At 62.7% G+C, this 18,577-nt stretch carries 22 protein-coding genes; 14 read left to right on the top strand and 8 right to left on the bottom strand.

Annotated features, from left to right (window positions below; translation table 11 throughout):
• The first annotated feature begins 177 nt into the window (after positions 1-177).
• Positions 178-1,338: an MFS transporter gene (locus tag RCO31_RS02435; RefSeq protein WP_308966599.1), complete on the top strand. Its 1,161-nt coding sequence runs from the start codon at positions 178-180 to the stop codon at positions 1,336-1,338.
• Positions 1,339-1,344: 6 nt separating this feature from the next.
• Complete coding sequence (locus tag RCO31_RS02430) at positions 1,345-1,770, top strand: DUF3574 domain-containing protein (RefSeq protein ID WP_308966598.1); 426 nt, start codon at positions 1,345-1,347, stop codon at positions 1,768-1,770.
• A gap of 30 nt (positions 1,771-1,800) precedes the next feature.
• Here the strand turns inward: RCO31_RS02430 and yidD are convergent, their stop codons facing one another.
• On the bottom strand, positions 1,801-2,127 hold the full coding sequence (gene yidD / locus RCO31_RS02425; RefSeq protein ID WP_308966597.1) for a membrane protein insertion efficiency factor YidD: 327 nt from the start codon (positions 2,125-2,127) through the stop codon (positions 1,801-1,803).
• A gap of 250 nt (positions 2,128-2,377) precedes the next feature.
• Here yidD and RCO31_RS02420 point away from each other — a divergent pair, with 250 nt between their 5' ends.
• Positions 2,378-3,220 carry a hypothetical protein gene (locus tag RCO31_RS02420; protein WP_374991409.1) on the top strand — a complete coding sequence of 281 codons (843 nt, stop codon included), beginning with the start codon at positions 2,378-2,380 and terminating at the stop codon, positions 3,218-3,220.
• 4 nt (positions 3,221-3,224) lie between these two features.
• Here the strand turns inward: RCO31_RS02420 and RCO31_RS02415 are convergent, their stop codons facing one another.
• Positions 3,225-3,695, bottom strand: a complete 471-nt coding sequence (locus RCO31_RS02415; protein ID WP_308966596.1) for an iron-sulfur cluster assembly scaffold protein — start codon at positions 3,693-3,695, stop codon at positions 3,225-3,227.
• A 243-nt stretch (positions 3,696-3,938) separates the two neighbouring features.
• On the opposite strand from RCO31_RS02415, the gene folE reads away from it, so the two are divergent.
• The 4 genes from folE to RCO31_RS02395 all read left to right on the top strand — a co-directional run bounded on the left by folE (position 3,939) and on the right by RCO31_RS02395 (position 7,543).
• Complete coding sequence (gene folE, locus RCO31_RS02410) at positions 3,939-4,604, top strand: GTP cyclohydrolase I FolE (protein ID WP_308966595.1); 666 nt, start codon at positions 3,939-3,941, stop codon at positions 4,602-4,604.
• 26 nt (positions 4,605-4,630) lie between these two features.
• Positions 4,631-5,092, top strand: a complete 462-nt coding sequence (gene hisI / locus RCO31_RS02405) for a phosphoribosyl-AMP cyclohydrolase (RefSeq protein ID WP_308966594.1) — start codon at positions 4,631-4,633, stop codon at positions 5,090-5,092.
• A gap of 98 nt (positions 5,093-5,190) precedes the next feature.
• Positions 5,191-6,195 carry a transglycosylase SLT domain-containing protein gene (locus tag RCO31_RS02400; protein WP_308966593.1) on the top strand — a complete coding sequence of 335 codons (1,005 nt, stop codon included), beginning with the start codon at positions 5,191-5,193 and terminating at the stop codon, positions 6,193-6,195.
• A 166-nt stretch (positions 6,196-6,361) separates the two neighbouring features.
• Positions 6,362-7,543 carry a DUF2336 domain-containing protein gene (locus RCO31_RS02395; RefSeq protein ID WP_308966680.1) on the top strand — a complete coding sequence of 394 codons (1,182 nt, stop codon included), beginning with the start codon at positions 6,362-6,364 and terminating at the stop codon, positions 7,541-7,543.
• A gap of 20 nt (positions 7,544-7,563) precedes the next feature.
• Here RCO31_RS02395 and RCO31_RS02390 read toward each other — a convergent pair whose 3' ends face one another.
• The 3 genes from RCO31_RS02390 to RCO31_RS02380 form a co-directional block, all read right to left on the bottom strand.
• A complete protein-coding gene (locus RCO31_RS02390; protein WP_308966592.1) occupies positions 7,564-8,154 on the bottom strand; it encodes an Hpt domain-containing protein in 591 nt (196 codons plus the stop codon).
• Positions 8,155-8,171: 17 nt separating this feature from the next.
• Positions 8,172-8,717, bottom strand: a complete 546-nt coding sequence (locus tag RCO31_RS02385; RefSeq protein WP_308966591.1) for a response regulator — start codon at positions 8,715-8,717, stop codon at positions 8,172-8,174.
• 93 nt (positions 8,718-8,810) lie between these two features.
• A complete protein-coding gene (locus RCO31_RS02380; RefSeq protein ID WP_308966590.1) occupies positions 8,811-9,587 on the bottom strand; it encodes an NAD kinase in 777 nt (258 codons plus the stop codon).
• A gap of 41 nt (positions 9,588-9,628) precedes the next feature.
• Between RCO31_RS02380 and cutA the strand changes: the two genes are divergently transcribed.
• From cutA to RCO31_RS02365, 3 genes are all read left to right on the top strand, one after another.
• Positions 9,629-9,958, top strand: a complete 330-nt coding sequence (cutA, locus tag RCO31_RS02375; RefSeq protein ID WP_308966589.1) for a divalent-cation tolerance protein CutA — start codon at positions 9,629-9,631, stop codon at positions 9,956-9,958.
• Between the two features lie 136 nt (positions 9,959-10,094).
• Positions 10,095-10,529, top strand: coding sequence for a hypothetical protein (locus RCO31_RS02370; RefSeq protein ID WP_308966588.1), 435 nt, complete (start codon positions 10,095-10,097; stop codon positions 10,527-10,529).
• A 111-nt stretch (positions 10,530-10,640) separates the two neighbouring features.
• The gene (locus RCO31_RS02365) at positions 10,641-11,621 is read left to right on the top strand and encodes a tripartite tricarboxylate transporter substrate binding protein (protein WP_308966587.1); all 981 of its coding nucleotides are present in this window, start codon (positions 10,641-10,643) and stop codon (positions 11,619-11,621) included.
• Between the two features lie 4 nt (positions 11,622-11,625).
• Here the strand turns inward: RCO31_RS02365 and RCO31_RS02360 are convergent, their stop codons facing one another.
• Positions 11,626-12,876, bottom strand: a complete 1,251-nt coding sequence (locus tag RCO31_RS02360) for a multidrug effflux MFS transporter (RefSeq protein ID WP_308966586.1) — start codon at positions 12,874-12,876, stop codon at positions 11,626-11,628.
• A 340-nt stretch (positions 12,877-13,216) separates the two neighbouring features.
• Between RCO31_RS02360 and RCO31_RS02355 the strand changes: the two genes are divergently transcribed.
• Positions 13,217-13,927 carry a porin family protein gene (locus RCO31_RS02355; protein WP_308966585.1) on the top strand — a complete coding sequence of 237 codons (711 nt, stop codon included), beginning with the start codon at positions 13,217-13,219 and terminating at the stop codon, positions 13,925-13,927.
• Between the two features lie 435 nt (positions 13,928-14,362).
• Complete coding sequence (locus tag RCO31_RS02350; protein ID WP_308966584.1) at positions 14,363-14,581, top strand: hypothetical protein; 219 nt, start codon at positions 14,363-14,365, stop codon at positions 14,579-14,581.
• A 42-nt stretch (positions 14,582-14,623) separates the two neighbouring features.
• Here RCO31_RS02350 and RCO31_RS02345 read toward each other — a convergent pair whose 3' ends face one another.
• Complete coding sequence (locus tag RCO31_RS02345; RefSeq protein ID WP_308966583.1) at positions 14,624-14,821, bottom strand: hypothetical protein; 198 nt, start codon at positions 14,819-14,821, stop codon at positions 14,624-14,626.
• A 304-nt stretch (positions 14,822-15,125) separates the two neighbouring features.
• Here RCO31_RS02345 and RCO31_RS02340 point away from each other — a divergent pair, with 304 nt between their 5' ends.
• Together RCO31_RS02340 and RCO31_RS02335 are read left to right on the top strand one after the other, a co-directional pair.
• Complete coding sequence (locus RCO31_RS02340; RefSeq protein ID WP_308966582.1) at positions 15,126-16,058, top strand: cyclase family protein; 933 nt, start codon at positions 15,126-15,128, stop codon at positions 16,056-16,058.
• Positions 16,059-16,221: 163 nt separating this feature from the next.
• On the top strand, positions 16,222-17,775 hold the full coding sequence (locus tag RCO31_RS02335) for an alkaline phosphatase D family protein (protein ID WP_308966581.1): 1,554 nt from the start codon (positions 16,222-16,224) through the stop codon (positions 17,773-17,775).
• 95 nt (positions 17,776-17,870) lie between these two features.
• On the opposite strand, the gene RCO31_RS02330 is transcribed toward RCO31_RS02335, so the two are convergent.
• Entirely contained in the window at positions 17,871-18,569 is a 699-nt protein-coding gene (locus RCO31_RS02330) for a DUF1045 domain-containing protein (RefSeq protein ID WP_308966579.1), read from the bottom strand.
• Between the last annotated feature and the right edge of the window lie 8 nt (positions 18,570-18,577).

Here is an 18,577-nt window from a genome sequence, read left to right as displayed (position 1 = left end):
TTTTTCAACGCGGCTAAGTGGCAATCGCGTGCGGCCCGTTGTATAGGCAGTTCCGCTGCCCGCATCGGGGCGGAATTTTCAAGAGATCGGCCAACGGTCCTGAGCTGTTCGACGGGCAACGCTGCGCCGTCGCGCTGCTGGCTGCCCGCATCCCAAAAACCTATTCGAGGAAACGCATTGTCTTACCGATCCGTCCCGACCGCTCTCTTGATCGGCAATTTCGTCATCGGCACCAGCGTGGTCGCACCTGCCGGAATCCTCAACGAGCTGTCGCGCGATCTTCACGTGTCCATACGCGAGGCAAGCTATTTGATCGCTTTCGGCTCAGCAGTGTTGTGCATCGGTTCACCGCTGATGTCCTGGCTGACGAGCAACCTCGATCGCAGGCTTGCGCTGGCAGGGGCCATGCTGGTCATCGCCTTGACGCATATCGCTTCCGCCTTCGTCACGACGTTCACGTCGCTGCTTGCGATCCGGATGGTGATGCTGCTGGCCGCCGCATTCTTCACGCCGCAGGCCGCGAGCCTCGCCGGTGTGATCGCAGCACCCGACAAACGCGCGAGCACCGTCGCCTATGTCTTCATTGGCTGGTCGTTCGCGCTCGCGCTCGGCGTTCCGCTGATCACCGCGATCGCGAGCCGCTATGGCTGGCCTGCCTCCTATTTCGCGATCGGTGCGATCGCTCTCGTCTGCTTCGTCTTCCTGTGCCTCGCGCTGCCGGCGCGTTTCACAACGCCGCCGGTCGATCTCAGGACCTGGGCCGATCTGTTTCGTTCACCCCCGATTCTGACGCTGCTCGCGATCAGTGCGATCTTCGCCTGCGCACAGTTCATGGTGTTGACCTTCATCGCGCCGCTGCTCGTCCTGCTTGGAAAGACCAACGCCGACGGCATCAGCCTGACCATCGCGCTGTATGGCCTTGCCGGTATCATCGGCAGCATCGTCGCCGCGCGCATTGTGGGCCCGATCGGTCCGTTCGCCACGTCGCTGATCTTTGCGGGCTCGGTCGCAATAGGCATGGCGGTCTGGACTGCGGGTTCAGGCGCCTTTCTTGCGATGCTGCCCGGCGTGTTGATCTGGGGTTTTGGTTTCTCGGCCATCAACTCGCTGCAGCAGGCGAGGTTGGTGCTGGCGGCGCCCGAACTGAGCGCGGGCGCCGTGGCGCTGAACACCTCGGTGCTTTATATCGGCCAGGCGGTCGGCTCCGCTATTGGCGGCGTTCTGTTCGAGCGCGGCCAATACCTGCCGATCGGCTATCTCGCCACCGCGATTATGATCGGAGGCCTCGGCGTGCTATTGACGACCAGGCCGCGCAAGGAGGCGCGCGCGGAAACGTGAGATCTCATGCGGTCGGTCGCACAGCGTTTGTTGGCCTTGCTCGTCGCGGTCACGGCGCCCGTGCTCTCCGCATGTACAATGCTGCCGCAAGTGTGCGTGCCGCCGGCCGAAAACATGGTGACGGCCGAACTCACCTTTGGCCGCAAGGTCGGCGACCGCGTCGGCGTCAGTGAGGCGGAGTTCTCCACATTCGTTGCGCGCGAAATCAGCCCGCGGTTTCCGGATGGCCTGACCATCGTCGATGCACGCGGACAATGGCGTGACGCCGAACGCGGTGTCGTTGTGCACGAACCCAGCAAGCTCGTGTTGCTGACATTCCGCGACGACATCGAACGGCGTGCAAGCATCACGGCGATCACGGAAACCTACAAGCGGCAGTTCAAGCAGCAATCAGTGCTGATGTCCCTGCGCACGTCATGCGTGGCCTTTTGACGCCCGATCGTTGACGCCATAGCCGAACTGTCAATTCTCGGAGGATTTCCAGGACCATTTTCCATAGCGCCACGGCAGATACCAGCGTGCGCGCGACGGAAGCTCTACCGGAACGTTGTCGATGCCAGACGTCCCGAAAGGGTGACAGCGCATCAGCCGTGCCAGCGTCATCCACCCGCCGGCCCAAAGCCCGTATCGCGCCAGCGCCTCATCGCCATAGTGCGAGCATGTCGGCAGATGCCGGCAATGATGCCCCACAAGTGCCGACAATGTCAGCTGATAGGCGCGAATAAGCGCCCGCCCAACAATGCGCGGCATTTGGCCGATGAACAACGTGAGGCGGTGACGAACGGTCATGCGGCTCTATCGAGTTCCGTCCCTTTTTGGCAAAAGCGAGTTCCGATGCAGGAACTGAGCTAGGCCCTGCATTAACGCAACAACTGTCAGAAATTTGCAGGGTCTCGACGCATTGCAACAAAGTTTAACTAGACGCTACTCCAGCGGGAGGTTACGGTTTTCCTAACGTGGCTATGACAATTTTTGGTCACGTCTCAGTGCGAAGCACTGGGTGTGCCGTTCGCTGCGTCTGGGCAGGGAAGGAATCCACTTGTTCGGCAAGAGGTCGCTTGGCTTGAGCGGCTGGGCGCTGGCTTGCGCCGCAGTCATCTGTGTCGCTGCACTTGATGCGTCGGTGCACGCGGTGTCTTCGCTTGAAGAGCGCAAGCTGCCGATGAAATTCGCCTGGAATCAGGACGGCCAATCGGGCTGGATTTCCGCAACCGGCATCGTCGCGGCGGATACCTACCGGCAGTTCGAAGAATTCGCGAGGAGCCGCGATGTGCGCGGCGCTACCGTCGTGCTCGACTCCGGCGGCGGCTCGGTACTCGACGCGATCAAGCTTGGACGACGCTGGCGTGAGTTGCGGATGTCGACCACGGTCGGCACCGCGGTTCAGAAGTCCGGCGCGACCAACACGATGAGGCCGTCGATCAAGCCTGACGCTTATTGCGAGTCGATGTGCGTGTTCCTTCTGCTCGCGGGCGTCAACCGCTACGTGCCGCCGACCGCTCACATCCGCGTGCACCAGATCTGGATGGGCGACCGTGCGGACGACGCAAAGTCGGCCACTTATTCGGCAGAGGATGTCTCGATCATCGAGCGCGACGTTGGCCGGCTTGCCAAGTACACGTTCGACATGGGTGGTACCGGTGATCTGCTGGAGATCGCGCTGAGCATTCCGCCGTGGAAGGCGTTGCGCGAGCTGACCATGGACGAGATCCGCAAGAGCAACCTGATCAGCGTCGAGACGCTAGCGGACATTCTCCCGAGCGTCGGCAGCACGCCGATGGTCTCGGTCGGAAAGGCGATTCAGGAGCGGTTCGAGAACGAGCAGCAGAAGACGGCCGAGATCAAGTCGAAGGCGCAGACCGTCAATACCGAGAATAAATAATCGCTTATCGCGCCGCTGTTGCCGACGCGGTCGAAGCGTCGCTGCCATCGCGAGCCTCGATTTTCCCGATCGCATCGACCACGGCGTCGAACGTCAAGAGCGTCGAGGCGTGGCGCGCCTTGTAGTCGCGGACCGGTTCCAGCACGGCGATATCGGCCCATTTGCCCTGCGGCGGTGCGCCGTTTTCCTTCAACATCTTGCGCACGGTTTCGCGCAGCTCGCGCAATTCCGATGCGTTCGAGCCGACGACGTTGCGTGCCATGATGGAGGAGGAGGCCTGGCCCAGCGCGCATGCCTTTACGTCATGAGCGAAGTCGGTCACCACCGACCCGTCCATCTTCAGGTCGACCGTAACCGTCGACCCGCACAGCTTGGAGTGGGCCGTCGCACTCGCATCCGGCGCCTCAAGGCGTCCGAGGCGCGGAATGCTGCCCGCCAACTCGATGATCCGCTTGTTGTAAATGTCGTTTATCATGGCTAACGCATATGACCCGTGCCGGCCCCGCATTGCGGGAAGCTCTCACCGCGTTATATAGTGGTCTTCCCGGAAAGCATCGGTTTCGTCCGCTGTGGGGAATATAATGGCACCTCGGGCGTCTTTGCGGTTGAGAGCCAAGGTGCCGAGAACAATTTTTTTGCGGCGTCCGGCGAACGTAAGGGTCGCTGCGATTGACCGGTGACACTCCGGCCCGTCAGGGCCGGTCGAACGGAGAGTCGTATGGATGCCGTGATCAAGCCGCTTCGCGCGGCTGGTGCTGATGCTGAAGCGTCTTCAAAGAGTGGGTCTTCAAAGGGCGGTTCCGGGACCGCTCGTCCAACGCGGTCCGAAGCGGAAGCCGCGGTGCAGACCCTGTTGCAGTACATAGGCGAGGACAGCTCCCGCGAGGGTCTCGTCGACACGCCTCGACGGGTTGTCGAGGCCTATGACGAGCTTTTCCGCGGCTATCATCAGTCCCCCGACGAGCTGCTCGAGCGCACGTTCGGCGAGACGGCAGGCTACGACGATTTCGTCCTGGTCCGCGACATCGGTTTCACCTCGCATTGCGAGCATCACATGATGCCGTTTTACGGCAAGGCGCACATCGCCTACGCGCCGGTTGACCGGGTGGTCGGACTGTCCAAGCTGGCGCGACTGGTGGACGTGTTTGCAAGCCGTTTGCAGACGCAGGAACATCTCACCGCCCAGATCGTCACTGCGATCGAGAAGACCCTCAAGCCGCGCGGCGTTGCGGTGGTAATCGAGGCGGAGCATACATGCATGTCGGTGCGCGGTGTCGGCAAGGAGGGCGCCTCGACGCTGACAACGAGGTTTACCGGCCTGTTCCGCACTGATCCACAGCTGCAGGGACGTTTTCTGTCCATGGTGCGCGGGCCGGAACGGTAGCCCTCGCGAACCGCGAGAGGTCTTTCGTGTCGAGCGTTTCATCTGCGAAGAATTCCGAGGACCTGGAGGAGGGACTCGCGCTGCGCCCGCGTTTCGACGCGGCCGGACTGATCACCTGCGTCACCAGCGATGCTGTGACCGGCGAGGTGTTGATGGTCGCGCACATGAATGCGGATGCGCTTCAGAAAACGGTTGAGAGTGGCGAGGCCTGGTATTTCAGCCGCTCGCGCAACGCCTTGTGGCGCAAAGGTGAGACCTCAGGTCACGTTCAGCGCGTTGTCGAGATCAGGATCGATTGCGACCAGGATGCGGTCTGGCTGCGTGTCGAGCAGACGGGCGGAGCGGCCTGCCATACGGGGCGGCGCTCGTGCTTCTATCGTGCGGTGATCCCGGACGAGGCCGGCGGCGCTGCCCTGAAATTCGTGGCCGCCGAGCGGGTATTCGATCCGAACACGGTCTACACCAAGCACGATCATACGACTGATTAACCCGCTGTTAACCATAGCTGGTCAGGTTGGAGAAGGTCGAAGAGGTCGGGCGGCAACGTGCGCCTGCCAACAGTCGGCCGTGATCAAGCCGGTCTCAAATGGCGGTCGAAGCGGCCACGACATATCCTGCGATTCAGCCGGCGCGTGCAGCAGCACTGGCCGGCACGATCCGGCAGGCGTCGTCGGCCACCGGCGTGAGCTTCGGTTATCTGGTCGCGGCTGCAAAAATCGAATCCAATCTCAATCCGCAGGCGGCGGCGCCGAACTCGTCGGCACGTGGCCTCTATCAGTTCATCGAACAGACCTGGCTCGGTACGGTAAAAGAGGCGGGCGCACCCTTCGGCTATGGCCGGTACGCGGACGCCATCACGCGATTGCCCTCCGGTCGCTACGAGGTCAGCGATGCAGCGATGCAGCGTGAAATTCTCGAGCTGCGCAAGGATCCGGCTGCCAACGCGGCGATGGCAGGCGTGCTGACGCGCTCCAACTCGTTCAAGCTGACCGGAGCGCTTGGCCGGCGGCCTAGCGACGGCGAGCTTTACATCGCCCACTTCCTTGGTGCCGGCGGGGCAACGCGGCTTATCTCGAGTGTTCAGAACAACCCGCAAGCCGATGCGGCTCAAATGTTTCCGCGCGCAGCGGCCGCCAATCCGGCGATCTTCTACGGTCGTTCGGGTCATGCGCGCACCGTGTCACAGGTGCACGCCGAACTGACCGGTCGCTATTCCATCGCCGCAAACTCATCGGCTGCACGGAGCCTGCTGGCGGCGGGCGGGGCGCCGACGAATTTCGACGCACAGTCTATCGCGCAAGCCGGTCAGACGCAGCGGTTGGCTATGTCGACGGACATCTCCGAAGCCGAGAGCCGGCAACTCGGCATCGCCGAACGCAATTCGCGCTTTCACTCGATGTTCCAGGCGGGCGAGCGCGGCGAGCCGGTCGCCTCCGTTGTGCGTGAGCTCTGGGCGAACGGGAGTTCGTCGTCCACGAACGGAATTGCGTCCGACGTCCGGTCAGTACCCACCACGCCCAACGGGCAGCCGGCTGCCGCGCGCGAGGGCCTCGACCTCTTCAGCGACCGCTACGGCGTATTCGGCAGCTAGAGGTGATCTGCAGACCTCCGGTGCGAGCGCCGCCGCGCGGTCGTTAATGAAACAGCAATAATCCCAAACGTTTATGGTGAACGCTTTATTAAGCCTCGGTCCCTAATGTGCCGGGCGGGGGCGTCGGGGGCGATGCCGTAAATCAATTGCGTAAGGCTGAATGCCTATGATTGTGCGGCATTTTCTCGGTTGGGTGCGGACAGCGCCAGCGGGCGAACGCGCGGAAGCGACGCGCGCCCTGGCCAGGGCCTGGCTCTTCTCGAACATGTCGGCGGACGACGTGGCAGCGACCGAGGGGGCGCTGCTGTTGCTGCTCGACGATCCATCGCCGCTGGTCCGCGAGGCGATGGCCTGCGTTTTCGCGCACACGCCCGACGCGCCGCCGGCGATCGTCCGGGCGCTCGCTACGGACCAGGCTTCGGTCGCCTTGCCGGTGCTGCAACATTCGCCACTTCTGATCGATGCCGATCTGGTCGATATCGTCGCCACAGGCAGCACCGAGATTCAAGGTGCGGTCGCGCGGCGCGTCGGCTTGCCGACGCCGGTCTGCGCGGCAATTGCCGAGGTGGGGTCTGCGGAAGCTTGCCTTGCGCTGATCGACAATCCGGGCGCGCAGCTCGCGCAGATGTCGCTCGACCGCATCGTCGAGCGCTTTGGGCACGTTGCGATTGTTCGCGAGCAGCTGCTGGCGAGGCACGACCTTCCTGCCACCACACGGTTGGCGCTGGTCGGCAAACTGTCCGGTGCGCTGATTGCTTTCGTCACTGCGCGTAACTGGCTCGACACGGAACGTGCGCAGATCGCGGCCGTCGAAGCCTGCGAACGCTCGACGGTGAACATCGCCGCGACCTCCCGGGCGGACGATCTGCGTGCGCTGGTCCGTCATTTGCGAGAAATCGGGCAACTCACGACCGGGCTGATCTTGAGGGCGCTGCTCTCCGGCAACACCGACATGTTCGAGTACGCGCTCGCCGAACTGACCGGCCTGACTGTGGCAAGGGTCGGCGCCATTGTGTACGAGCAGCCCGGCTCGGGACTGACTGCGCTGCTGGTTCGGGCCGGCTTTCCGGCCTCGACTTTCGGTGCGTTCCGCGCGGCGCTTTCGGCGGCCGACGAGATCGGTTTCGTCGGCACGATCGACGGGGCAGCGCGCCTGCGTCGGCGGATGGTCGAGCGCGTGCTGACGAGTTGCGCGCAGGATGAGCAGGCGACCGAGGCGCTGCTGATGCTGTTGCGGCGCTTCGAGACCGAATCGGCGCGCGAGGAAGCGCGTGTGTTCTGCGACGAGCTGATCGCTGCGCAAGCAGTGCAGGCGGCCGAAGGCAACGATCACCTGGTCGCGGCGTAAGCTTTAAATGACCAACAGAGCTATTCGGCCGGAATGATGCTCGGGCCGAGGATCAGCTCCAGATGCTCGGGCCGGTCCTGATTGACAGCCGTGAGGTACTCGTCGGCGACACCGCGCAGCTTTCTCGAAAGTTCGTCGGCGACACTTGCGACCCCGAAACGCCTGTGCTCGCGCACGATCGCCTGAATGGCGTTGACGTGGTGCGCGATCAGCTCGTTCGGCACTGTCGCGAAATCGGGCGCATGCTCCATGATCCGGCACAGGCTGTCGGCGGCAGCCGCCGCCATGGGATAGCCGAAGGTTGCGGCAGCTCCCTTGATGTCATGCGCAGCGCGGAACAGCTCGTCTTGAGCGGTCCGGTTGAGGCCCTTCTTCAAAATGGCCGCGTGCGCCGCAGCTAGCCGCTCGCACTCCTGCCGCATCCAGCCTTCGAACTCGTCCGACAGACCGTCCAGCGCCTTCTCGGCACGCGCGACGGGATCGTCGGCCGGATTTTCGGCGACACGCTTCACCGCACGTCGCAAGGGGTTCGGCTGGCGGATGATCTGGTGGTCAGGGAAGGTCTCAACCTCGATCTTGGCGGCGGTCGTGTCGCGCTCTCGGGCGGTCATGAGAATCCTTCGCGAACTCAGCTTGCCGGTCTGGCTTTGTCCAGCAGCGCCTGCTGCTGGATGATTTCGGCCTTGCCGTTGTTGCGACGTTCAGGACCGATGTAGGCGGTCGTGGTGTTGCGGCGGCGATCGGGGCCGAAGTAGCTCTTGGTCTTGATGAAGGGACGGGGACTGACGACGACGTTGACGATGCGCTGGTAGAGCGCCTTCGCCGAGATCGGCTTGGCGAGAAATTCGGTGACGCCGGCATCGCGCGCCATCATCACGCGTCGCTTGTCCGAGTAGCCGGTCAGCATGATGATCGGCGTGTAGGGATTGCCGTTGCCCTGCGGCTGGCGGATCATCTGCGTGAGCTCGAGCCCGTCGAAGATCGGCATCGACCAGTCGAGGATCATAATGTCAGGTACGTAGTGGATGTACATTTCGAGCGCGGTCGCGCCGTCTTCCGCCTCGTAGGCCTCACGAGCGCCGAACGAATGCAGCAGCGTCCGCAGGATGCGACGCATGTGCGCATTGTCGTCGCAGATCAAGAAACGAAGCTTGTTAAAGTCGATCCCGAACATGACGAGGCCCGCGCGGTCCGGAAATCCGGTACACCTCCTGTTAACCCTATTGAGGTTTGGTTAACGAACAGTTGCCGCCTTCAAGGCGGCAGATCAGGCTCGGAACTGCTCGCGCAGAATGCGTTCCTCGAGGCTGTGGCCGGGATCGAACAGCATCTTGATGGTGATGCTGCGGTCCGTGACGACCTCGACGCGTTTTGCGTCGCGCGCCTCGTCATGATCGGCCACCGCTGCAACCGGCCGCTTATGGCTTTCGAGCACTTCGAACACCACCACCGCCGAGTTCGGCAGCAGCGCGCCGCGCCAGGGACGAGGGCGGAAAGGGCTGATCGGCGTCAGCGCCAGCAGCGGCGCATGGATCGGCAGGATCGGTCCCTGGGCAGACAGGTTGTAGGCCGTGGAGCCGGCCGGCGTCGCGACCATCACGCCGTCGGCGACGAGCTCGGCCATCCGCTCGCTTCCGTCGATCAGGATCCGCAGGCGGGCGGCCTGATGCGTCTGCCGGAACAGGTATACTTCGTTAATAGCGTGGTGCTGATGTTCCTTGCCGTGAATGTCGGTCGCGCGCATCAGCAGCGGATTGATCGGAGTGGTCCGCGCGGCCGCAAGGCGCTGGTGCAGGTCGCGCACGCTGTATTCGTTCATCAGGAAGCCGACGGTGCCGCGATGCATGCCGTAGATCGGCTTGTTCGACCGCATGTGCCGGTGCAGCGTCTGCAGCATCAGGCCGTCACCGCCGAGCGCGACGATGACGTCGGCGGTCTCGGTATCGTGATTGCCGTAGAAGCCCGAGAGCGCCGCAAGCGCTTCTTGCGCCTCGGGGCTCGGGCTCGCAACGAACGCGATCCGGTCGTATCTTTGCTGTGTCATGGCCGGTCGGTTCTGGTCCCGCTGGCAAGGGAAGCAGTCAAATGGATCGCGCAGTGCTCGTCTATACGACGTTTCCGTCGCTTGTCGAGGCGGAAGCCGCCACCAAGGTTATCGTCGAGCAAAGGCTCGCGGCCTGTGCCAACATTCTACCGGGCATGATTTCGCATTACCGGTGGGAGGGCAAGGTCGAGCGGGCCGACGAGGTGGTGGTGATCTTCAAGACCCGGGCCTCGCTTGCCGACGAGGTGCGCAAGGCGGTGCGCGACAACCATTCCTATGAAGTGCCGGCCGTCACCGTCATTGCGCTGGAAAGCGTCGACAGGGACTACTTCGGCTGGATTCTGGATTCGACCAAGTCGGACCAATCCTGAAATTGGCCGCCGAGGTGTCCGCGCTGTCGATCAACAGATGAGGCGGCCGCCCGTCGCTTTGAATCTTGCGAGGATGTTTCCCACCGGACCTATTCTGAACTTTCATCAAATTTCGTGTCCATGCTATGCAGCACCCATGGTTCTGGACCGTTCTCGCCTAGGCCGCTTCGCCGCGATCGTTCTTCTGCTTCTGCCGCTCGGCGCTTGCGCGGGAGGATCCGATGAAGAGCTTTATTTTGCGCGCCCGCGCCATGCGGATGCGGCGCAGCCATTTCCGGCGAACTATCGCGGCGAGCTGCTGGCGTTTCTGCGCACCTATCTGAACGATCCGACCAACATTCGCGAAGCGTCGATTTCCGAACCGACCCAGCGCCACGTTGGCGGGGCTCGCCGCTATTTTCTTTGCGTTCGTTACAGCGCGCGGGATTCCTCCGGCCGCTACACCAGCGTCTCCGATCGTGTCGCATTCTACCTCGACGGCCGTTTCGACCGGCTGATCGAGCGCGCACAGGATTTCTGCCCGGCGCCGGCCTACGCTCCGTTTCCCGAGTTGGAGCGGCTGACACGCTAACGCCTCCGGCTTGACCGCCTCCGCTTTCTCGCGAACATTGGAGCGCTGCCTGCTCACCGAGCGAGGCGGCTGATGGCCCGACAGAAGGCCACGGAACAAGGGAGAGGGTCGATGCGAGCGGTGTTGTGCTGGCTGGTGGCGTTGTCATTGCTGCTGCTGCAGGGCGGACTGAACAATAGCGGTGCGCAAGGATATCCCGACAAGCCGGTACGCGTGATCGTGCCGTTCACGCCGGGAGGCTCAACCGACCATACCGGGCGCATTATTGCCGAGGCCATGTCGGCATCACTCAAGCAGCCGTTCGTGGTGGAGAACCGGCCGGGTGCCGCTGCCACCATTGGCATCGACCTGGTCGCCAAGTCGAAACCGGACGGATACACCGTCGGCGTCAGCGGCGTCGGCGCAACGGCGATCGTGCCGCTGCTCGATCCGAAGCTGCCGTACAACCCTGCGCGTGATCTTGAGATCATTGCTGGTCTCAGCGGCGTCGATTCGGTCTTCATCGCCCGGCCTGAACTCAAGCAGAACAGCATCGCCGAAGTGCTCGCCTTCGCGAAGGACAATCCGGAAAAGATCAGCTACGCGACCGCCGGCGTGACCGGGCCCTCGCATCTTGCCATGGAAGACCTGTCGCAACTGGCGAAGGTGAAGATGCTGCATGTGCCGTTTGCCGGGGATGTTCCGGCGATTACCGGCGTGCTGACTGGCGACGTGAGCATCGGCCTTGTCGCAATCGCGTCGGCGACGCCGTTTCTGACCGATAGAAAGCTGAAGGCGCTCGCCGCCGGCGGGCCGAAGCGCCTCAAGCTGCTGCCAAACCTGCCGACCGTCGCTGAGCAGACCGGCTTCAAGGACTATGCCGCCTATGCCTGGAACGTGCTGGTGTCGGCGAAGGGGACGCCGCCGGATGCGATCGACAAGCTGAACGAGGCGGTCAACGAGGCAGTGGCTCGCGATGATGTCAGGGAGAAGTTGGAGAACCTCGGCCTGAAGGTCATGCCCGGCGACGCGAAATGGGCGCAGAACTTCGTCGCAGCCGAAATCGCCAAGAACAAACGCATCATCGACGCCACCGGCGTCAAGCGCGAATAGGGTGCTATTTCGGAGCTCTTGAGTCGAACAGCTTGCCGCGTTCGGTGATCGCAGCGATGGCGATGACCACGAGGCCGCAGACGGCCATGCCGGCCGTGAGCGGCAGTAGCGTGCCGTCGTAAGCCTGCCCGATCATGTGCGCGATGGAAGCCTGCATCATCGTCGTGACCGACCCGAACAGCGACGATGCCGTGCCGGCGATACGGCCCTGCGGTTCCATCGCCAGCGCGTTGAAGTTCGACGACGCCGCCATGAACAACGGATTGACGGCGCACATGAAGACCGTAAAGGCGATGGGACCGATGGCCTCCGCGCGTGCGAGCAGAAACAAGGCGACGCACAACAGTGTCCCAAGGACGATCTGGCCGTGCGACAAGAGTCTCATGCCGAGATGGCCGACCAGTCGCGAATTCACGAACTGGCCAAGCGACATTGCCGCGGCGGCGATGCCGAAGGCCACGGTGAAATAGTGGCCCATGCCGAGCAACTCACCCATCACCTGCGGTGCGGCATAGAGGGTGGCGAGAAGCAGACCCTGCGTAACGCCGGTCGCCAGCATGTAGCCGAGCGTCCGCCGCGTCGTCAGCGCCTGCCACACTGCGTCCATGATCGCCATCGGCTGCAGCGTCCGCTTGTTTTCCGGAGCGAGTGTTTCGGGCAGGCGCAGGTACATCCAGGCGATCGCGACGATGCCGTAGAGGGTCAGAAACACGAAGATCCAGCGCCAAGGGGCGGCGAGCACGACAATCTGGCCGAGCGTTGGCGCAATCACTGGAATCACCATCAGGATGGTCATCGCCAGGGACATCACGCTCGCCATGCGGCGGCCGCTGTAGCAGTCGCGCACAATCGAGATGGTGATCACGCGCGGTGCCGCCGCGCCGAGCCCTTGCACGAAGCGCGCAACAAGCAGGGTTTCGAGGCTCGGGGCGATCACGCACAGCACCGACGCGGCGAGATAGAGTGCCAGTCCGCCGAGCAGGACCGGGCGGCGGCCGAATCGGTCCGAGACCGGACCGACGACGAATTGCCCGACACTGAAGCCGACAAAGAATGCGGTCAGCACGGATTGGGTGATCGTCACATCGACGCTGAAGGTCTTGCCGATCTCGGCCAGTACGGCGAGCATCATCGACGTCGCGAGGGCCGTCAGCGCCATCAAGCCGGCAATGAGGATGACGAATTCGGCAAACGACATCGGCTGATGCCGCGGTGAGACGTAATCCGCGGCTTCGGTCGGCGGCAGGGAGTTCATTGGCAGGGCTTTCCAGGGAACCCTGTTGTGGATGGCTGACAGCCGGTGCGCAACCCTGCGTTTTGGCTACCCGTCAAACGCCGAGGCATTACTTCACGCGCGCGTGATCAGCGATGTCTGGATTCCGCCCAAATTGGTCCCGGAACCCGGGTGAGGGGCCAGTTTGCCGGGTTCCAGTCGCGCCTTTGAGGCGGTACTGTGACCGGCAGGGCACAGGCGGTAGGCAAAGACCGTCACGGCTTGACCGCCAAGCAACCAAATCGTCGCCATTTTGTTTGCCGATCATCTAAGATGCGGTTGCGTTCCGCATTCTTGGAAGATTCCTGAGGGTGGTTAGTAAATGAAACGTCTCCTTCTCGCGACTGCGGGCGTGCTCGCACTTGCCGGGTCGGCGTTCGCCGCCGACATGCGCCAGCCGGTCTACAAGGCCCCGCCGGCGCCGCCGCCGATTGCCCAGGTCTACAATTGGACGGGCTTTTATATCGGTGGTCACGTGGGCGGCGCGTTCTCAGGCAGCGACGCGTTCTCAGGCAGCGATGGTCGTTTCTTCGGCGGTGCCCAGGTCGGTGCCGATTATCAATTCGCGCCGAATTGGGTCGCAGGTATCGAGGCGCAGTACAGCTGGCTCGGCGGCAACAGCGACGGCGGTCTCGCCTTCTCCCCGGCCGGCGTGGCGACCGTCGACAATAATGCCATCGGTTCGGTCACCGGCCGCCTTGGCTACACCTGGGGACCGGTGCTGGTCTACGCGAAGGGTGGTTATGCATTCGTCGATCGCGATGTGAACGTGACACAATTCGGTGTGCCCGTGCCGTTTGCAACTTCGGGCCGTGGCAAGGATGGCTACACGGTTGGCGCCGGCCTCGAATACATGTTCGCACCGAACTGGTCGGCCAAGGCCGAGTACCAGTACTATGATTTCGGCAAGACCACGTTCAACGCAGGTCCGCCTGCGATTGTAGGAACGAGCTTCAAGAATGACGAGCACTCGGTCAAAGCCGGCTTGAACTACCGCTTCACCTGGGGCGGTCCGCAGGTCCCGCACTATTGAAAAAAGTTTTCAGCGACGACGTTGAGATCGAAAGGCCGGCAGACCGCCGGCCTTTTTGTTTCTGACGCTCGCCGATGAGCGGTCACGAGAATCGCGACTCGATTCCATTGGGACTCGAAGCTCCGCCGAGTCGCAAGCCCCGCACGCAAAAACAAACTGCGTGACCTGTGGAGGGAGAGCCGACCAGAATTGGACATGGAACAGTCGATTCGGAAATTGCGGCCTGGCAGGGGCGTGTCGATGAACTTGATGCTGGCCGTCGCATTGGTCGCGGCATGTTCGGTAAATGCCGTTCTTCTTTTCTCTCATCTTTGAGAGAATCTAGACTCACATCGATTTGCACGCGCGCGAACCGTCACTCGCCAAGCTGTGAAGCTACTGACTCACAACGGTCATGTTGTGCCGCTACCGCTTGCGCCCAACACGGAGCGTGCCATGTCCAAAATTCCACCGACCGAGTTCGGAGCTGAGCTTGTTTCCATGATGCGCGAAGTACTCGATGAAGCCGTCGAGCGCATCCAATGGGAGCACCGGACGCCCGCGACCAAGGCGAAGATGGCGGAACGGATTGTCACAACCGCGTCCAGCGGTGTGACGGCTCCTGATCAATTGCTCTCAGCGGCTGTCGCAGCGGGCAGGGAGCCTGCAGCCTGAGTCATTCGTCGCTGACCTCGCGCGCGCCGACAACATCCAGATTCAACCCAGCAAGAATTTATACGCGACCAGGATCGCCAGCAGGCCAAGGAAGATCAGCAGCGCCGGTATCTTCCTCTCGGATTTGTTGCCGGATCTGTTCTTGGATTTGGCCTGCGCCGCGGCTTGACGCGCGCGTGCCTCGCGCAGCGAAACGACATTGTCGTCTCTGTCGTCCGGCCGTTTCGGTTCGCTCGCCATTCATCTTTCCGGAAAGAACGGATCGGGACCTCAACTTGGACGCGGAGCGTGATTTTTTCAATCCGCACTTCGTCAGGAGTTCGCGCGCAATGAGGTCTTGCCGAGCGTCCGGGTCTCGTGGGCCTGTTGCTGCGAGACCTGCGTACGAACGTCAAATCCAGCCACATCCAGGTGTTGCAAACCTGCCGCTTTCGGGAAGCAGTTGCGACTGCTAGCCTTGACGGGATCGAATTCCTCTCGTGCCGCAGAGCACGGCTGAGTTCGATTGATTCAGATGACAAAATTCAAATCGAGGGAGGACGACATGCGTGGCGCTTCGGTGTTGACGTGTGTGATCGCGTTGCTGGCCGCCGGCACGGCGAGCGCGCAGGAATGGACGAAATCCAAATGGGGTCCCGACGATGAAATCGGCGCAGCCAATTATCTGACGCCCGAGCTCGCCTTGAAGGCGGCGCAGCTGGTCAAGACCGGAAAGACCTACGCACTGGGCATACCGGTCGACGCCTCGACCCCCGCCTATCCGCCGCGTGCCTTCAAGATCACCGTCGTTCAGCCGGGGCAGGCGGGCATCCCGGGCCTCGGACCGAGCAAGACGACCTACAACGACGACCTGCTGGAGGGCTGGGTCGGTGTCGGCAGCCAGCTCGACGGGCTCGGCCACATCGGTGTCGAGCACGTCTACTACAATGGCAACAAGCTCGCCGATTTCGCCGACCCGAAAGGGCTGAAAAAGCTCGGCATCGACAAGGTGCCGCCGATCGTCACCCGCGGCGTCCTGCTCGACATGGCGGCGCATTACGGCACCGACGTGGTGAAGGAGGGCACGGCGTTCAACGCGAAGGAGATCGAAGAGGTCGCCAAGAAGCAGGGCGTGGAAATCCGCCAGGGCGACGTCGTGCTGTTCCACACCGGATGGCTCAGTCTCCTCGGCAAGGATGACAAGCGCTACAATGGCGGCGAGCCGGGTGTCGGCGTGGAGGGAGCTAAATATCTCACCGGCAAGGGTGTCGTCGCTGTGGGCGCCGATACCTGGGGTGTCGAAGCTGTCCCCTTCGAATCGCAGAATGTCTTCGAGGTGCATCAGATCCTGCTCGCGATGAACGGTACCTACATCCTCGAAAACATGAACACCGCGCAGCTCGCAGCCGACCGGGCTTACGAGTTCATGTTCGTGCTCGGCCAGCCGCGCTTCAAGGGCGCGGTGCAGAGCATGATCAATCCGGTCGCGATCAGGTAGCGCTGTCGGTTTCGGGAGCCGCATCGTCATCACGATGCGCTCCCGTGCGCGGGTTCCATCTCGCGGGGCTGTTCACGTCTTGGTCACGAAGGCGTCGCAAATCCTTCGAGCCGGAGTCAAAGACCGCCCGCATCCTCCGTCGTGATTCGGCGGAGGCCAGGGATTGGCGCGAACTCCACTCACACGGCGGCGATTTCTGGCGCGTGGCGTATCGAGCCTCGCGGTCGCAGTACTCGGCAATGTCGCATCGCCCCGACTGAGCCTTGCGGCGTCGCGGCCGGTGCTGACCCACGGCTTGCAGTCGGGCGACGTGATGGCCGATTCCGGCGTCGTGTGGGCGCGGACGGACCGTCCGTCGCGCCTGCTGATCGAGGCTTCAACAACGGAAAGTTTCAAGAGTCTCTGCTGCACGACGGTTGCCGACGCACTGCCGGAAAGTGATCTCACCGCCAAGGTGTTGCTCGACGAGCTGCCCGCCGGACAGCAGATCTTCTATCGCGTGACGCCGTACGATCTGGCGTCGCCCGCAACGCGCGGCGAGGTGCAGACGGGACGTTTTCGGACGGCGCCGAACGATAAGCGATCGGTGTCGTTTGTCTGGTCCGGCGACACCGCAGGGCAGGGCTGGGGCATTGATGAGGCGCGGGGCGGCATGCGCACGTTCCGGACGATGTTGGACAATCGCCCGGATTTCTTCGTCCATTCCGGCGACAGCATTTACGCCGACTGCCCGATCGAACGCGAGCTGAAGCTTCCCGACGGTGGCACCTGGTGCAACGTGGTGACGGAAGAAAAGGCCGAGGTCGCGCAGTCGCTCGCGCAATTCCGCGGCAACTACAAATACAATCTGATGGATGCCAACGTTCGCGGCTTCAATGCGGAAGTGCCAATCTTTGCGCAATGGGACGATCACGAGGTCGCCAACGACTGGTGGCCCAGCCGCACTATCGATGAAGCCGGCTATGTCGACCGAAGCGCGATGCAACTCGCCGCGCGCGCTGGCCGCGCATTCCATGAGTATATGCCGACGCGGCAGACCTTGCTCGAACCGGGTCGCGTCTACCGCAAGATCGGCTACGGGCCGCTGCTCGATGTGTTCCTGATCGATATGCGCAGCTATCGCGGTCCGAACGATGAGGAGGTTCGCGAAGCACCATTGCTCGGTGCCAAGCAGACTGCGTGGCTGAAACGCGAGTTGGCGCTCTCGAAAGCGACGTGGAAGGTGATCGCCGCCGACATGCCGATCGGGCTGGTCAGTTCCGACGCGGTGGCGCGCGGCGACGGCCCGCCTGCGGGCCGCGAGACGGAGATTGCCGGCCTGCTGGCGTTCATCAAGCGCGCCGGTGTGAAGAACATCGTCTGGCTGACCGCGGACATGCATTACACGGCCGCGCATCACTACGATCCGAACCGGGCGATATTTCAGGACTTCGAGCCGTTCTGGGAGTTCGTCTCAGGCCCGCTGCATGCGGGCACGTGGGGACCGGCACCGCTCGACAATACCTTTGGCCCGCAAGTCCTGTTCCAGAAGGGCTGCACGGCGGAGCAGGGCGAGAATCTTGCCCCCTGCTTCGGGCTGCAATTCTTCGGCCATGTCGACATCGAAGGGACGACCGGTGTCATGACGGTGACGCTGAAAGACGTCGGCGATCAGGATCTCTGGTCGGTGCGGATCGAGCCCGCCGTGGAGCCGCGCACAGTCATCAAATTCGCGTAGCGCGATCGCTGATCGTAGCTCGGATGAGCAAAGCGATATCCGGGAATCGGGTCCCGCATGTCGCTGAGCTCATGCGGGCTACACGATCCGACACGCTAGCTCGATCTCAACGCCGCATGCCGGATCACGACGAAGCGGCTGCTGCTCGTTTCCTGCTGCAACAGCGCAATGTGGTCGATCGCGACCGATGCGAGGCTCAGCTTGGCGAACTCGCCTTGCAGGAACGGTAGCACTGCATCGCGCTTTTCGGCGGGCAGGCTTCCGGTCAGCGTCATGTGGAAGCGGAATTCCTCGAAAACGTAGGGGTAGCCCCACTGGTCGAGATGCTCGATTTGTCGCAGCGTCAGCGGGCTCTTCAGGCGCCGCGCCCGGTCGTGGTCGGTGAGCGGTGCACGATACGGCTCGAAGACGGTCACGCAGTCGTTGGCGAGTTGCATCAGTGACGCGACCGGCGTCTCGGGTACGACGGCGATGAAGCTTCCGATCGACCGGACGACGGGCGTCATGACCGGAATTGCGCGTGACGTCTGTGCGAAGCGATCGAACGCGGCCGTGAGGTCAGCTTGGCTATGGCCGTCGGCCAAAAGGAACGGGGCTTTCAGCGTTGCATGAAAGCCGTACTTGCGCGGATCGGCAGTCAGTTCGTACCAGTCGGCGAAAGCTTTCAGCGCTTGCGGTGGCTGCTCGATATCGCCGCCGGAAAACGAATCGTAGCCGAGCAGGGCTGCGCCGAAGCGATAGAGCGCTTCGGTAGCCGCGGGCAGGAAATAGATGGCATAGCGAGAGCTGGGCATCGAACGGT

This window comes from Bradyrhizobium sp. LHD-71, from assembly GCF_031157255.1.
In the GTDB taxonomy this organism is placed as follows: domain Bacteria; phylum Pseudomonadota; class Alphaproteobacteria; order Rhizobiales; family Xanthobacteraceae; genus P52-10.
The sequence above is the reverse complement of the archived record's forward strand: the minus strand, read 5'-3'. Positions and strand labels throughout refer to the sequence as shown.